The following is a 13740-nucleotide window of genomic DNA, read 5'->3' as shown; positions in this document are numbered from 1 at the left end:
AAGTGCCCCGCTTCAGCATCATCGTCCCCGTCTACAAGGTGCAGGGCTTCCTGCGCGAGTGTCTCGACTCGGTGCTCGGGCAGTCCTACGGCGACTTCGAGGTGATCGCCGTGGACGACCGCTCGCCCGACGGCAGCGGCGCGATCCTCGACGAGTACGCCGCCCGCGACGCCCGGGTGCGGGTGCTGCACCTGCCCGAGAACGTCGGCCTGGGCCGGGCCCGCAACGCCGGCCTGGCGCAGGCGGCCGGTGACTACGTCCTGTTCCTGGACAGCGACGACCACTACACGCCGGGCCTGCTGGCCGCCGTCGCCGCCCGCCTGGCCGCGACCGACGACCCGGACATCCTGGTCTTCGACCATGTGCGCACCCACTGGTGGGGCCGGGGCGGGCGCAGCGAGGCGGCGGACCTGCTGGCCGCGGCGGGTTCGGAGACGTTCACCGTCCGGGAGAGCCCGCAGTACCTCAACCTGTTCCTGGTCGCCTGGAACAAGGCCTACCGGCGGTCGTTCTTCCAGGAGCACGAGCTGGAGTTCGCGCCGGGGCTGTACGAGGACGCGCCGGTCACCTACCGGTCGATGGTGCTGGCGGGCCGGATCGCCTGCCTGGACCGGATCGGCGTGGAGTACCGGCAGCGCCGGCAGGGCGCGATCACCAAGACCCCGGGGCGCCGGCACTTCGACATCTTCGCGCAGTACGAGGGGCTGTTCTCCTTCCTGGAGCAGCGCCCCGACCTCGACTGGGCGCGGCCGCCGCTGCTGGAGCGGGCCCTGGACCACATGCTGTTCGTGCTGGCCCGTGAGGACCGGGTGCGGCCCGCGGACCGGGGCGACTTCTACCGCGAGATCCGCTCCTTCCACCGCCGTCACCTCCCGGAGGGCGGCTTCCCACGGCCGGACGGCTGGCGCGGGATCGAGATGCGGCTGCTGGCCTCGGCGCCCTACGCGTCGTACGCGGCGGCGCGCGGGCTGCGGGATCTGCGCGCGGCCGCCCTGGGCGGGCAGCGGCGGGTGGCGAAGAGGGCGTCGGAGACCGCCCTGCGCGGCTGGTACGCGGCCCAGTCGAAGCGCCCCCTGGATCCGCACCTCGCCGTCTACTCGGCGACCCACCACCGGGGCGTGTCCGGCGACCCTGCCGCGATCTACGAGAAGGCGCGCGAGATCGCCCCGCACATCCGGGGCGTGTGGGTGGTCCGGGAGGACGCGGTGGACGCGCTGCCGCCCGGCATCGACCATGTGACGCCGGGCTCGCGGCGCTACCACGAGGTCATGGCACGGGCCACGTACTGGGTGAACAACGTCAACTGGCCCGGCACCCTGGCCAAGCGGCCCGGCAGCGTCCACATCCACACCCACCAGGGCACCCCGCTGAAGTACATGGGAGCCGACCTGCTGACCAAGCCGGGCGCACGGCACGGCTTCGACGTGCCGCAGATGCTGCGCCGGGCCGACCGCTGGGACTACAGCCTGGTCGCGGGGCGGCACGCGGAACATGCCTGGGAGCGGGCCTACCCGTGCCACTTCACCTCGCTGCGGATCGGCAGCCCGCGCAACGACGTGCTGGTCGGCGCCGGTCCGGAGCGGGGCCGGGCGGTGCGCGAGCGGCTCGGCATCCCGGCCGGTGACACGGTCGTGCTGTACGCGCCGACCCGTCGCGACTACCGGCGGGGCGGCCATGTCGACCGGTTCGACCCGGCCCGGTTCGCCGAGGACCTGGGCCCCGGGCACACGCTGGTCGTCCGCCTGCACCCGTCGCTGGCGGTGGGCGTCGCGCGGGGCCTCGGCCTGGCCGACCTGCACCGGCGCGGGGTCCTGGTGGACGCGACCGACGAGCCGCACGTCGAGGACGTGATGCTCGCCTCCGACGCGCTGGTCACCGACTACTCCGCCCTGATGTTCGACTACGCCCTCCTGGACCGGCCGATCGTCGTCCACGCCGACGACTGGGGCGCGTTCAGGGCCAGCCGGGGCGCCTACTTCGACATCACGGCCGACGCACCGGGCCATGTGTCGCGCTCGTACCGGGAGCTGGCCTGGCTGTTCGCGTCCGGCACCTGGCAGGACGCGGAGGCGGCACGGCTGCGCTCCGGCTTCCGGGAACGGTACTGCGAGTTCGAGGACGGGCGGGCCGCCGAGCGGGTCGTCCGGCTGCTGATGCTGGGCGAGGGGGGCGGCGCGCTGCTGCCCGCGGCCCGCCGGACCGAGGGGTCCCGGACACGACCCGAGGCGCTGATCGAGGGATGAGAACTCCCGCGACCCCCGAGGCCGTCCCCTCCCTGCCGGGCCAGCGGGCCTCCACGGCCCGGCCGCCCGCCGCCGAGCGGCCGAGGTGGGTGCGGGGCTGGCACGCGGCCCTGGTCGCCGTGCCCACCGCGGCCCTGTTCGTGCTGGGGTACCGGCGCCGCTGGATCTGCGACGACGGGCTCATCTATCTGCGGCCGGTCCGGCAGATCCTGGCGGGCAACGGGCCCGTGTTCAACGTCGGGGAGCGGGCGGAGAGTTCCACCGGCACCCTGTGGCAGTGGCTGCTCGCGCTCGTGACGTGGGTCACCGGCGAGGACCCGGCGTTCCTCGCGGTCGGACTCGGCCTGATGCTGAGCACCGCCGGCTTCGCGTTCGCCCTGCTCGCCACCTGCCGGCTGCACCGGGGCGCGGGGCTGCTGCTCCCCGCCGGTGTGCTGGTGCTGTTGGCCGTGCCGCCGTTCTGGTCGTACATGACCTCGGGTCTGGAGAGCGGCCTCGGCGCCTTCTGGACCGGCCTGTCGTGGTGGCTGCTGACGCGGACCCGGCGCGGCCAGGAGGCCCGGCAGACGTACCCGGCCGCCTTCGTGTTCGGGCTGGGTCCGCTGGTCCGGCCCGATCTCGCGGTGGTCACGGCGTGCTTCCTGGCGGCGCAGTGGTGGGTGCTGCGCCCCTCCCGGCGTCGTACGGCGGCGATGCTGGCCTCGGCGGGAGCGGTGCCACTGGCCTACGAGGTCTTCCGGGCGGGGTACTACGGGATCCTGGTGCCGCTGCCCGCCATCGCCAAGGAGGCGAGCGCCAGCGACTGGAGCCGGGGCGCCGGGTATGTGCAGGAGACGCTCGGGCCCTACTGGCTCTGGCCCGTCGTCCCCGTGCTCGGGGCGCTGGCCGTCCTGCTGGTGCGCCGCGTCCGCAGGGAGCGGCGGGAGCGCGCCCCGCGCCGGGCCTCGCTCGCGGTGCTGCTGGCGCCGCTCGCGGCGGGCCTGCTGCTGACCGGGTACGTCGTCCGCGTCGGCGGCGACTACATGCACGCCCGCATGGTCCTGCCCGCTCTTCTCCTGCTGCTCCTGCCGGTGCTGGTGGTGCCCGCGACCAGGTTCACCGGCGTCGCGAGCGCGCTGCTGGTGGTCTGGCTGTGCGCGGCGGTCAGTCCGCTGCGGACGCCGTTCGACGTGCGCAGCACGCCCGGCTCGTTCAACGTGCGCAGCTCCGACGTGGAGGGCCTCGGCGACCACAACCCGGTGCGCACCGCCACCTGGGTGGCCAACTGGCCCGCCCTGCCGGAGGGGCGCGCCATGCTGGCACGGGCCGAGCGCGCGCCCGGGCCGACGCTGCTCTACTTCGACGCCGAGCGGCGGCTGCACGCCACGCCGATGCGCGCGGACTCGCCGTACCAGGTGGTGATCGTGGGCCGTCATCTCGGAGTGACGGGGGCGGCGGCGCCGCTGGACGCCTACGTCAACGACGCCTGGGGACTGGCCAGCCCCGTCGGCGCGCATCTGGCGCTGGAGCGGTGGAGCTGGCCCGGGCACGAGAAGTTCCTGCGCAACTACTGGGTCTTCGCCGAGTGGGCGGCCGAGCACCCGCCGCAGCGCGACCTGGTGCGGGCCGGGGCCCCGCGGGAGGCGGTGGAGGCGGCCCGGGCCGCGCTGGGCTGCGGCCAACTCGCCGAGCTGAGGGAGTCGGTGCGCGCGCCCCTCACCGCCGAGCGGTTCTGGCGGAACCTCACCGGGGCGGTGGAGCGGACCCGATTCCGCTTCGCGCGCTGGCCTGCGGCGGCGCAGCAGGCGCTGTGCGACCGACCGGCAGGTGGGCGTAGCGGCCTCACCCGATGAAGTGACCCGGGGTCAGGGCGTGTGGAGGGGCGGGAACATTCGGCGCATGCCCCAGACCCCTTCCACCCTCCTGTGAGCGCCCCGGTCCTGGTCCGGCGGGCGGTGCGCGGCGCGACGGCGCTGCGCGGCGGCCGTCCCGTGCGGCTCACGCCGTACCGGTTCTTCGGCGCCCTGTTCTGGCTGGTGATGACGCTGGCGTTCTGGCGCGTCCCGCTGTGCTGCGACGCCGGACAGCACGCGGCGGTCGTCGAGCGCCTGAAGGCCGACCTGCTCCACCCGGCCCACACCATGGCCGATCTGCCGGGCGAGGGCAGCCCGTACTACGGCCCGTACGCCGTCGCCCAGGGCGTCCTGGCGCGGCTGACGGGGTTGTCGGGCTGGGAGGTCGTGAAGCTCGCCGGGCCGGTGCATCTGCTGGTGCTGCTGACGGGGCTCGGCCGTTTCGTCAGGACCTTCACCTCGCGCCCCTGGGCGCCGGTGTGGGCCCTGCTGTTCATGACGCTGCTGTGGGGCACCGCGCGGATCCGCTGGAGCGGCTACCTCGGGCTGATGTCGATGACGACGAACCTGGGCTATCCGTCCGCGCTCGCGATCGGCCTGACGTTCTGGGCGTGGGCCCGGACGGGCACCCTCGCGCGGGACGACGCCCCGGCCGTGCGGTTCGTCGGCCCGAGCGGGCTCGGCGGCTGGTGGGGATATGCCGGGATCGGCGTCCTGTACGGGCTGATCCTGCTCACCCACCCCGTGACGGCGGCTTCCGGTCTCACCGGGGCGGTGGCGATCGTGGCGTCCCGGCAGCGCGGCTGGCGCCGGACGGTCGTGGCGCGCTGGGCGCTCACCACGGCGGCCTGCGCGACGGTCGCCCTGACCTGGCCGTACTACGACGTCCTGACGCTGGTGGGCGACACCGGCATGGACCCGATGCACCGGCAGCTGTACGAACGGATGCTCGCCAACTCGTGGCTGGCGCTGCTCGGGCTGCCCGCGCTGTGGGTGCGGGCCCGCAGGTCGGCGCGTGATCCGCTGGTGCTGATGTTCCTGCTGGGGTGCCTGCTGCCGGCCTACGGCTGGGTGAGCGGGCACTACACGTACGCCCGGGCCCTGTGGGCCGTGCTGGTGCCGCTTCAGTTCGCCCTGGCGGTGGAGCTGGCGGCGCCCCGGCCCTGGCAGCGGGCCAGACGGGTGCTGGGCGGGGCGGCGGCGGTCGGGGCGTGCGTCGGGTTCGTCACCGTGCACGCCGGGGCGGTCGTGCCGCGCTCGGTCGATCCGGTGGGGTTCGCGCAGCCGACGCGCTGGCCGTCGTACGACTGGGCGGCGCGGCACATCGGGCCGGGCGAGGTGGTGATCACCGACGGGTACTTCGCCAGTCACGCCATCGCCGGGTACGGGCCGAACCTCGCCGCGCCCATCTGGCCCGACCCCGCCCTGGACGAGCAGCGGCGCAAGCGCCGGGCGGCCGACGTGCGCGCCTATCTCGCCCCCGGCTCGACCCGCGCCGAGCGGTCCGCCGTCGTCCGCCGCTATCACGTGCGCTGGCTGCTGCTGACGCGCTGGCACCCGGTGCCCGAGGAGGCCGTGGTGGTGGCGTGGAGCAGACGGACGGGGGAGGTGCTGGCGCGGGTCGGGGGGTGACCTTCATCGGCCTCCGGGGCTACTCGATGACGAGGTCGACCTCGATGTTGCCGCGGGTGGCGTTGGAGTACGGGCAGACCTGGTGGGCCTGCTCGACCAGCTTGCGGCCGGTCGCCTCGTCCACGCTGTCGGGAAGCTCCACGCGGAGGGTGACGGCGAGGCCGAAGCCCTCGCCCTGCTTGCCTATGGAGACCTCGGCCGTCACGGCGGCGTCGCTGACGTCGACCTTGGCCTGGCGGCCGACGAGGCCGAGGGCGCTGCCGAAGCAGGCGGCGTAACCGGCGGCGAAGAGCTGCTCGGGGTTGGTGCCCTGGCCGTTGCCGCCCAGTGCCTCGGGCATGCCCAGGGCGAGGTCCAGCACGCCGTCGGAGCTGACGGCCCGGCCCTCGCGGCCGTGGGTGGCGGTGGCGACAGCGGTGTAGAGCGCGTCCATGGAAAACCTTCCCTCTCACGTCAACGTTCGGCGGCCCGCTTCCGGGCCGCCTGACACCCAGAATTAGAGCACACAATTCAGTTGTGCGCAATTGAATGGCAGGGCACGAGCTACCCTGGAAGCATGAACACGCCCGACGACGACTGGCTCCGCCTGGACCAGCAGATCTGTTTCTCCCTGCACGCGGCCTCCCGCGCCTTCAACGGCGTCTACCGCGGGATCCTCAAGGACCTCGGGCTCACCTACCCGCAGTACCTGGTGATGCTGGTGCTCTGGGAGCACGACGAGCTGCCCGTCAAAAAGCTCGGGGAGCATCTGCGGCTCGACTCCGGCACGCTGTCGCCGCTGCTCAAGCGGCTGGAGGCGGCCGGCCTGGTGCGCCGGGAGCGCAGCGCGCGCGACGAGCGCTCGGTGGAGGTGCGGCTGACCGGGGAGGGCGTCGCGCTGCGCGGGCGGGCGCTTCAGGTGCCGCGCCGGATCGCCGCCTCGACCGGCTTCGGCCCCGAGGAGATCCGCGCCCTGCGCGCCCGCCTCGACGAGCTCACCACCGCGCTGGACGTGGCAGCGCTCGCGGAGCCGCAGGACGGCTCGCCGGCAGACGGGCCGTCGTAGCGGCACCGGGCGGTACGCCGGCGGGTACACCGGCCGGCTCGTCCGCGGGCTGCCGCCGGACGTGGAGGCGGAGGACCACTCCGCCCCGGGCGTGTTCCTCCCGGACCGTGAACTCCTCCTTCAGCACGGCGCGTTTGGTGCGCTCGACCGGATCGGCCGGGGACCAGCGCGGGTCCACCGCGTACGCCTCGGAGACGACCCAGACGCGGTCCACCGTGGCGAGCCGCCGGCGCAGCTCCCCGGGGGTCGCCTCCCGGCCCCACAGCGTCCCGGAGCGGGGCGCGGACTCACGCAGCGCGATGTCCCGCGCCCGCTGGAACCCCTTCGGGTAGGCCAGCGCGGCGAGCCTGCCGACCGACGGCAGGAACAGCACCGGGTCGCCGGGCCGCATCTGCCGGACGGCGAGTGCGGAGACCACGGCGAGGTTGTCCGGGCGATGGGCGGCGGCACGGTCCTGGCGATGCACGGGGACCTGGCTCAGGAAGGTGGCGACGAGGGTGAGGACACCGGCGACCCCCAGCAGGGCGTGCACCCGCCGGCCGCCGACCCGCATCCGCCGCCCGTCGAACCGCACCCGCCCCAGAGCCCGGGCCACCCGCCCGGCCCCGGCCGCGACCAGCAGGGACGCGCCCGCCAGCGCGTAGAGCACGTACCGGTCGTGGTAGAGCGGGCGGACCTGCGACACGGCCATCAGGATCCCCGGCGGCACCAGCAGCAGCGGGAGCGCGACCGCCGCCGTCCGCCGCTCCCGGAGTCCCACGGCCATCAGCAGCAGCGCCCCCCAGAACACCGGCCCCGCCGGGCCGGGCGAGAAGTTCCGGGCCAGCCTCTCGACCCGGTCCCACCCCGGCGGCACCAGCCACGCCACCTGCCCGGACTGCCCCTGCGACACCCACACCAGCGGCAGCAGGAGCAGCGCCACCGCTCCCGCCGCCCGCCCCCAGCCGGACCAGACCCTCCTCGGCGCCCGCAGCAGGGCCAGCGTCACCGCGTGGGCGCCCAGCACCGGCACCGCCAGCTCGTGCAGCGCACAGGTCAGGACGACGACCGTCCCGTACGGCCACCAGACCCGGGCCCCCGGCCCGTCCACGGCCCTCAGGAGCAGCAGCGTCGAGCCCGCCACGCCCGCCGCGACGAGCGCGTAGGACCGTCCCTCCTGGGCGTAGTGGCCGGTCATCGGCGTGATCGCGTAGAGGGCACCGGCCCACAGGCCGACCCGGGGCCCGGCCAGCCGGACGCCCAGGGCCGCGACCAGACCGGCGGTCGCCGTCGCCGCGCACACCGACGGCAGGCGCAGCACGACCTCGCTCGGGTGGACGGTGAGGACGGCGTGCATGAACAGGTAGTAGAGGCCGTGCACGGCGTCCACGTCGTGCAGCAGCCGCCAGATCTGCGGGACCGTGCGCTGCGCGACCTGGAAGGTGACGCTCTCGTCGCCCCACATGCCGCCGCGGTCCAGGCCCCACAGGCCGATCGTGAGCATCACCGCCATGGGCACCGCCACGGGCACCACTCCCGCGCCGAACCGGCCGCTCCCCCTCGACTGTCCGCTTCTCACGGCCCGATTCTGTGCTGCTCACTCCTCTTCGGGCGGATTTGATGGTGTGTTACCACTTTCATGTCATTCGCCCGGCTTACGATCGGTCGTGATGAATGCCGTGATGCCTGCCGGGACGGACACCGAGAGGCCGCTTGCCGAGGTCGCCGTCGTGGTGATCGGTTACGACGACGCCGCCCATGTGACGGACGCCGTGCGCTCGGCGCTCGCCCAGGGGCCGGCCGTGCGCGAGGTGGTGGCCGTCGACGACTGCTCGACGGACGGCAGCGCGGGCCTGCTCGACCGGCTCGCCACCATGGAGCCACGGCTGAGGGTGATCCGCCGCCGGGTCAACAGCGGCGGCTGCGGCACTCCGCGCAACACCGGGCTCGACGCGGTGGCCTCGCCGTACGTGATGTTCCTGGACAGCGACGACGTCCTGCCGCCCGGCGCGGTCGACGCGCTGCTCGAAGCGGCCGCGGGTGCGCACGCGGAGGTCGCGAGCGGCCTGTGCGTACGCCGGGAAGTGCCGTCGGGGCGCGAAGTCCCCTGGCAGGCGCGCCTCTACGCGCTGCACGCCGTGGTGCCGCACCCCGCGCAGCGGCCGCGCCTGGTCCACGACACCATCTGCGTCAACAAGCTCTACCGCACCGGCTTCCTGCGCGCGCACGGCATCCGCTTCCCCGAGGGCCGCTTCCCGTACGAGGACGTCGTCTTCACCGCGCGTGTGCTGGCCGCGGCCCCGCGCGTCGCCCTGGTCCCGGACCGGGTGTACGTCTGGCACGTGCGCCGGTCCGCCGAGCGGCTGTCGATCTCCCTGGACCGGACCGGCGTCGAGAACTGGCGGGCCCGTACGGAGGCCTGCCGGCAGGCGTACGAGGTGCTCCTGGGCGCCGGGCAGAAGGAACTCGCGCGGGCCGTGCGCGCCAAGTTCCTCGACCACGACCTGCGCATGTACGTGCGCGAGCTGGGGTTGCGCGACGCCGCCTACCGGCGTGCGTGGTGGGAGCTCACGCGGGCGCACCTCGCGGAGTACGACGCCGACGACTGGGCGCGCAACCCGGCCGCTCCCGGCCGGCTGGTCGGGCGGGTCGTGCTGGCCTCCCCGGAGCCGTGCGACCTGCCCCGGCTGCGGGAGCTCGCGGCCCGCCCGGCCCGCCTCTGCCCGCCGTACGCCCGCGCCGCGGACGGCACGCCCGTTTGGTCGGAGGGCCTCCCGCAGGTCTCCCTGGAGCCCCTGCGAGCCCGGCCGGTCCGTGCGCTGCCCCTCGCCGTCGACGCGGAGCTGCGGCCGCGCGCGCGTGGCACCCGGCTGCGGCTGCGTCTGCACGAGCTGTACGGCCGGGTGGCGCAGGCGGGGCCGGAGACGGTGGAGGCGCAGTGGCGCCGCCGGGACGACGGGGACGTGGTGGTCCGGGGTGCGGCCGTGGCGCTCGTGCCGTGCGCGAGGGGTTCCGAGGCCGCCGGGACCGCCGGCGCCTGGTGGGCGGAGACGGCCGTCGACCTCGCCGCGCTGTCGGCGCTCGGCGCGGGCACCTGGGACCTGCGCCTTCGCATCCGCTTCCGCGACGGCGCGAGCCGCGACGCCACGGCGCACGCGCTCACGGGCGCCGGTCTGCTGCGTCGCAGCGCCGTCCCGAGCGCCCGGCACGGCGTGGTACTCGTACAGCCGTACTCCACCCACTCCGGCGCGCTGGCGCTGCGGGTGGCCCCCGGCGTACGCGGTGTGCTGTCGGTCGCACGCGCACGACTGCGCCGCCTGCTTCACTGAGACCACGAGACCACGACGGATCAGCGCGCAGCACCACCACCACGGGTCAACTGACGAGGGGACGGCCGCACATGACCTGGTTGATCACCGGCGGCGCCGGCTACATCGGCGCGCACGTCGTACGGGCGATGACCGCGGCGGGGGAACAGGCGGTGGTGTACGACGACCTGTCCACCGGTATCGCCGAGCGCGTGCCGGACGGGGTGCCGCTGGTGACGGGATCGACCCTGGACGCCGAGCGGCTCGCCCGCACCCTCGCGGACCACGCGGTCACCGGCGTCGTCCACCTCGCGGCGAAGAAGCAGGTGGGCGAGTCGGTCGAACTGCCGCTGCACTACTACCGCGAGAACGTCGAGGGCCTGCGGACCCTGCTGAGCGCCGTGACGTCGGCGAAGGTGCCGTCCTTCGTCTTCTCCTCCTCGGCGGCGGTCTACGGCATGCCGGACGTGGACCTGGTCACGGAGGAGACGCCGTGCGTGCCCATGTCGCCGTACGGCGAGACCAAGCTGGCCGGTGAGTGGCTGGTCCGCGCGACGGGCCGGGCGACCGGGCTGTCGACCGCGTGCCTGCGCTACTTCAACGTGGCGGGCGCGGCGGTCCCGGAACTCGCGGACGTCGGGGTGTTCAACCTCGTGCCCATGGTCTTCGAGAAGCTCACTCAGGGCGCGCCGCCGCGCGTCTTCGGCGACGACTACCCGACTCCGGACGGCACCTGTGTGCGCGACTACATCCACGTCGTCGACCTGGCCGAGGCCCATGTCGCGGCGGCCCGGGTCCTGCGCTCCTCCCCCGGGCGCGGCCTCACGCTGAACATCGGCCGGGGAGAGGGCGTCTCCGTCCGCGAGATGATCGACCGCATCAACGCGGTCACCGGCTACGACCGGCCGCCCGCGGTCTCCCCCCGCCGCCCGGGCGATCCGGCCCGCGTCGTCGCCTCCGCCGACCGCGTGGCCGCGGAACTGGGCTGGAAGGCGCGGCTCGACGTGCAGGACATGATCACGTCGGCGTGGGAGGGGTGGCTGCGGCTGCGTCCGCAGGCGGGGCGGGGCTGATCCGCCCGAGCCCCGGACGAGCCCCGGACGAGCCCCGGTGCGTGCCGGGGCCGGCTCCCTGACGGTGCCGCGAGGCCCCGTCCTACAGCGCCTTCAACCCCTCCGACGTGGCCCGGGCCAGCGCGCCCAGGTACCCCTTGGGCAGCTTCGGGGTGCGGATCACCACCGAGCGCCAGTACAGCGGGCCGGAGATGAGGTCGAGGGCCAGGTCGTGGTCGATGCCCTCGCGGAGCTCGCCGCGGCGTTCCGCCGCCGTCACGATGCCGGTGGCGACGCCGTCCTGGCCCTCGCGCAGGGCCTTCTGCAGGGCTTCGGCGATGTCGGGGTTGCGGGCCGCCTCGGCCTGGAGGTCGGGGATGATCTGCGAGGCGACGGGGTGGCGCAGGGCGCGGGACGTCACCTCGTAGAGCAGCCGCAGATCGCCTTCCAGGGAGCCGGTGTCCGGCGCGGGCAGGCCCTGCACGGCGAGTGCCGAGACGATGTCCAGCACCAGGTGCAGCTTGGAGCGCCAGCGGCGGTAGACCGCCGTCTTCCCGACGCCCGCCCGGCGTGCGATCCCCTCGATGGACATCCGCGCGTAGCCGACGGCCGCGAGTTCCTCGAAGACGGCCGCCCGGATCGCTTCCGTCACGTCCTCCCGCAGTACGGCGGCCCCCGCGGGGGCCCGGCGGCGCGGCGGCTGCTGGGGCTCGTCGGGCTTCGTCGTCATGCCGACAGCATAGGGCGTCACGACGAAACGGTTGCGTTCCGACGCTCGCCCGTCGTACGCTCCCGTTACGACGATACGGTCCCGTCCCGACGTAAGAATGCGTGAAGAGTCCGGTAAAAGCCACCCCCCGCCCCTAGCTCTTCGCGGCCCCATAGGTCCCACACCCCCCGAGCGAAAGCAGCGGATGTGAGTACGGTCCTCCACACACCGCCCCAGACCCCGGCTCCGGCCGGCGACGACCTCGCGGCCCTCGCCGCCCGCCACGGCCTCTCGGTCAGCGGCGCCCGGCCCTCCCTGCCCGAGTACGTCCGCCAGCTGTGGGCCCGCCGCCACTTCATCACCGCGTTCGCCACCGCCAAACTCACCGCCCAGTACAGCCAGGCGAAGCTCGGCCAGGTCTGGCAGGTGATGACCCCCCTGCTGAACGCGGCGGTCTACTACTTCATCTTCGGCGTGCTGCTCGGCACCAAGCACGGCGTGCCGGACTACATCCCGTTCCTGGTCACGGGCGTGTTCATCTGGACGTTCACGCAGAGCTCGATCATGGCGGGCACCCGCGCCATTTCCGGCAACCTCGGCCTGGTCCGCGCCCTGCACTTCCCGCGGGCCGCGCTGCCGCTGTCGTTCTGCCTCCAGCAGCTCCAGCAGCTGCTGTTCTCGATGGGCGCCCTGGTCGTCATCCTGCTCTGCTTCGGTGTGCCCGTCGGTGTGTCCTGGCTGCTGGCGCTGCCCGCCCTGTTCCTGCAGTTCACGTTCAACGCGGGCGTCTCCATGGTCATGGCCCGGATGGGTGCCAAGACCCCCGACATCGCCCAGCTGATGCCGTTCGTGCTGCGCACCTGGATGTATGTGTCGGGTGTCATGTGGAGCATCGACAAGCTGGCGCAGAAGGACAGCCTGCCCCACGTGGTGACCCTCGCCCTGGCGGCCAACCCGGCCGCCGTCTACATCGACCTGATGCGCTTCGCCCTGATCGACAGCTTCCACGCGAGCCAGCTCCCCGCCCACGTGTGGGCGCTCGCCGTCGGCTGGGCGCTGGTCGCCGGGGTCGGCGGCTTCATCTACTTCTGGAAGGCTGAGGAGACGTACGGCCGTGGCTGAGCACCCGAGCGAGAAGATCCCCACCGTCGTCGCCGATAGCGTCGACATCGTCTACCGCGTCAACGGCACCGGCGCCGGACGCGGCTCCGCGACCGCCGCCCTCAACCGCATCGTGCGCCGCAAGCAGACCGAGAAGGCCTCGGGCGTGCGCCGGGTGCACGCCGTGAAGAACGTGTCCTTCGTCGCCTACCGGGGCGAGGCGATCGGCCTGATCGGCACCAACGGCTCCGGCAAGTCCACCCTGCTGAAGGCCGTAGCCGGGCTCCTGCCCGTCGAGAACGGCCGCATCTACACCGACGGCCAGCCCTCCCTGCTCGGCGTCAACGCGGCCCTGATGAACGACCTGACCGGCGAGCGCAACGTGCACCTCGGCGGCCTGGCCATGGGCATGTCCCGCGAGCAGATCAAGGACCGCTACCAGGAGATCGTCGACTTCTCCGGCATCAACGAGAAGGGCGACTTCATCACGCTGCCGATGCGGACGTACTCCTCCGGGATGGCCGCCCGGCTGCGGTTCTCCATCGCCGCCGCCAAGGACCACGACGTCCTGCTCATCGACGAGGCGCTGGCCACCGGCGACCGCTCCTTCCAGAAGCGCTCCGAGGACCGCATCCGCGAGCTGCGCAAGCACGCGGGCACGGTGTTCCTGGTCAGCCACAACAACAAGTCGATCCGCGACACCTGCGACCGGGTGCTGTGGCTGGAGCGCGGGGAGCTGCGCATGGACGGGCCGACGGAGGACGTCCTCAAGGAGTACGAGGCGTTCACCGGGGACAAGGCGCCCAAGCCCAAGGCCGCCGTTCCCTCGTGAGGCGCAC

At 73.8% G+C, this 13740-nt stretch carries 11 protein-coding genes; 8 read left to right on the top strand and 3 right to left on the bottom strand.

Features of this window, described 5'->3' with window-relative positions; genetic code table 11:
- Nucleotides 1-2: 2 nt before the first annotated feature.
- The 3 genes from ACIRDU_RS30300 (at nt 3) to ACIRDU_RS30290 (ending at nt 5707) form a co-directional block, all read left to right on the top strand.
- On the top strand, nt 3-2243 hold the full coding sequence (locus ACIRDU_RS30300) for a CDP-glycerol glycerophosphotransferase family protein (protein WP_403585267.1): 2241 nt from the start codon (nt 3-5) through the stop codon (nt 2241-2243).
- Nucleotides 2240-4075 carry a hypothetical protein gene (locus tag ACIRDU_RS30295; RefSeq protein ID WP_403585265.1) on the top strand — a complete coding sequence of 612 codons (1836 nt, stop codon included), beginning with the start codon at nt 2240-2242 and terminating at the stop codon, nt 4073-4075. The genes ACIRDU_RS30300 and ACIRDU_RS30295 overlap by 4 nt, the downstream gene beginning before the upstream one ends.
- Before the next feature lie 72 nt (nt 4076-4147).
- Entirely contained in the window at nt 4148-5707 is a 1560-nt protein-coding gene (locus ACIRDU_RS30290) for a hypothetical protein (protein ID WP_403585263.1), read from the top strand.
- Between the two features lie 19 nt (nt 5708-5726).
- Here the strand turns inward: ACIRDU_RS30290 and ACIRDU_RS30285 are convergent, their stop codons facing one another.
- Nucleotides 5727-6140 carry an organic hydroperoxide resistance protein gene (locus ACIRDU_RS30285; RefSeq protein ID WP_059421475.1) on the bottom strand — a complete coding sequence of 138 codons (414 nt, stop codon included), beginning with the start codon at nt 6138-6140 and terminating at the stop codon, nt 5727-5729.
- Nucleotides 6141-6263: 123 nt separating this feature from the next.
- On the opposite strand from ACIRDU_RS30285, the gene ACIRDU_RS30280 reads away from it, so the two are divergent.
- The gene (locus ACIRDU_RS30280; RefSeq protein WP_403585260.1) at nt 6264-6752 is read left to right on the top strand and encodes a MarR family winged helix-turn-helix transcriptional regulator; all 489 of its coding nucleotides are present in this window, start codon (nt 6264-6266) and stop codon (nt 6750-6752) included.
- Here the strand turns inward: ACIRDU_RS30280 and ACIRDU_RS30275 are convergent.
- Nucleotides 6682-8310, bottom strand: coding sequence for a hypothetical protein (locus ACIRDU_RS30275; RefSeq protein ID WP_403585259.1), 1629 nt, complete (start codon nt 8308-8310; stop codon nt 6682-6684). The genes ACIRDU_RS30280 and ACIRDU_RS30275 overlap by 71 nt on opposite strands.
- Nucleotides 8311-8401: 91 nt before the next feature.
- Here ACIRDU_RS30275 and ACIRDU_RS30270 point away from each other — a divergent pair, with 91 nt between their 5' ends.
- Together ACIRDU_RS30270 and galE are read left to right on the top strand one after the other, a co-directional pair.
- Nucleotides 8402-10060 (top strand): glycosyltransferase family 2 protein, encoded by a 1659-nt coding sequence (locus ACIRDU_RS30270; RefSeq protein WP_403585256.1) that lies wholly within the window; start codon nt 8402-8404, stop codon nt 10058-10060.
- 71 nt (nt 10061-10131) lie between these two features.
- On the top strand, nt 10132-11112 hold the full coding sequence (gene galE, locus ACIRDU_RS30265) for a UDP-glucose 4-epimerase GalE (RefSeq protein WP_403585254.1): 981 nt from the start codon (nt 10132-10134) through the stop codon (nt 11110-11112).
- An 82-nt stretch (nt 11113-11194) separates the two neighbouring features.
- Here galE and ACIRDU_RS30260 read toward each other — a convergent pair whose 3' ends face one another.
- On the bottom strand, nt 11195-11821 hold the full coding sequence (locus tag ACIRDU_RS30260) for a TetR/AcrR family transcriptional regulator (RefSeq protein ID WP_403585251.1): 627 nt from the start codon (nt 11819-11821) through the stop codon (nt 11195-11197).
- Nucleotides 11822-12007: 186 nt separating this feature from the next.
- On the opposite strand from ACIRDU_RS30260, the gene ACIRDU_RS30255 reads away from it, so the two are divergent.
- Both ACIRDU_RS30255 and ACIRDU_RS30250 read left to right on the top strand, forming a co-directional pair.
- Complete coding sequence (locus ACIRDU_RS30255; protein ID WP_403585248.1) at nt 12008-12922, top strand: ABC transporter permease; 915 nt, start codon at nt 12008-12010, stop codon at nt 12920-12922.
- Nucleotides 12915-13733 carry an ABC transporter ATP-binding protein gene (locus ACIRDU_RS30250; protein WP_403585246.1) on the top strand — a complete coding sequence of 273 codons (819 nt, stop codon included), beginning with the start codon at nt 12915-12917 and terminating at the stop codon, nt 13731-13733. The genes ACIRDU_RS30255 and ACIRDU_RS30250 overlap by 8 nt, the downstream gene beginning before the upstream one ends.
- Nucleotides 13734-13740: the final 7 nt, after the last annotated feature.

It is taken from the genome of Streptomyces sp. NPDC093598 (genome assembly GCF_044764825.1).
Taxonomy (GTDB): Bacteria; Actinomycetota; Actinomycetes; order Streptomycetales; family Streptomycetaceae; genus Streptomyces.
This window is presented reverse-complemented; position numbering and strand designations above follow the sequence as displayed.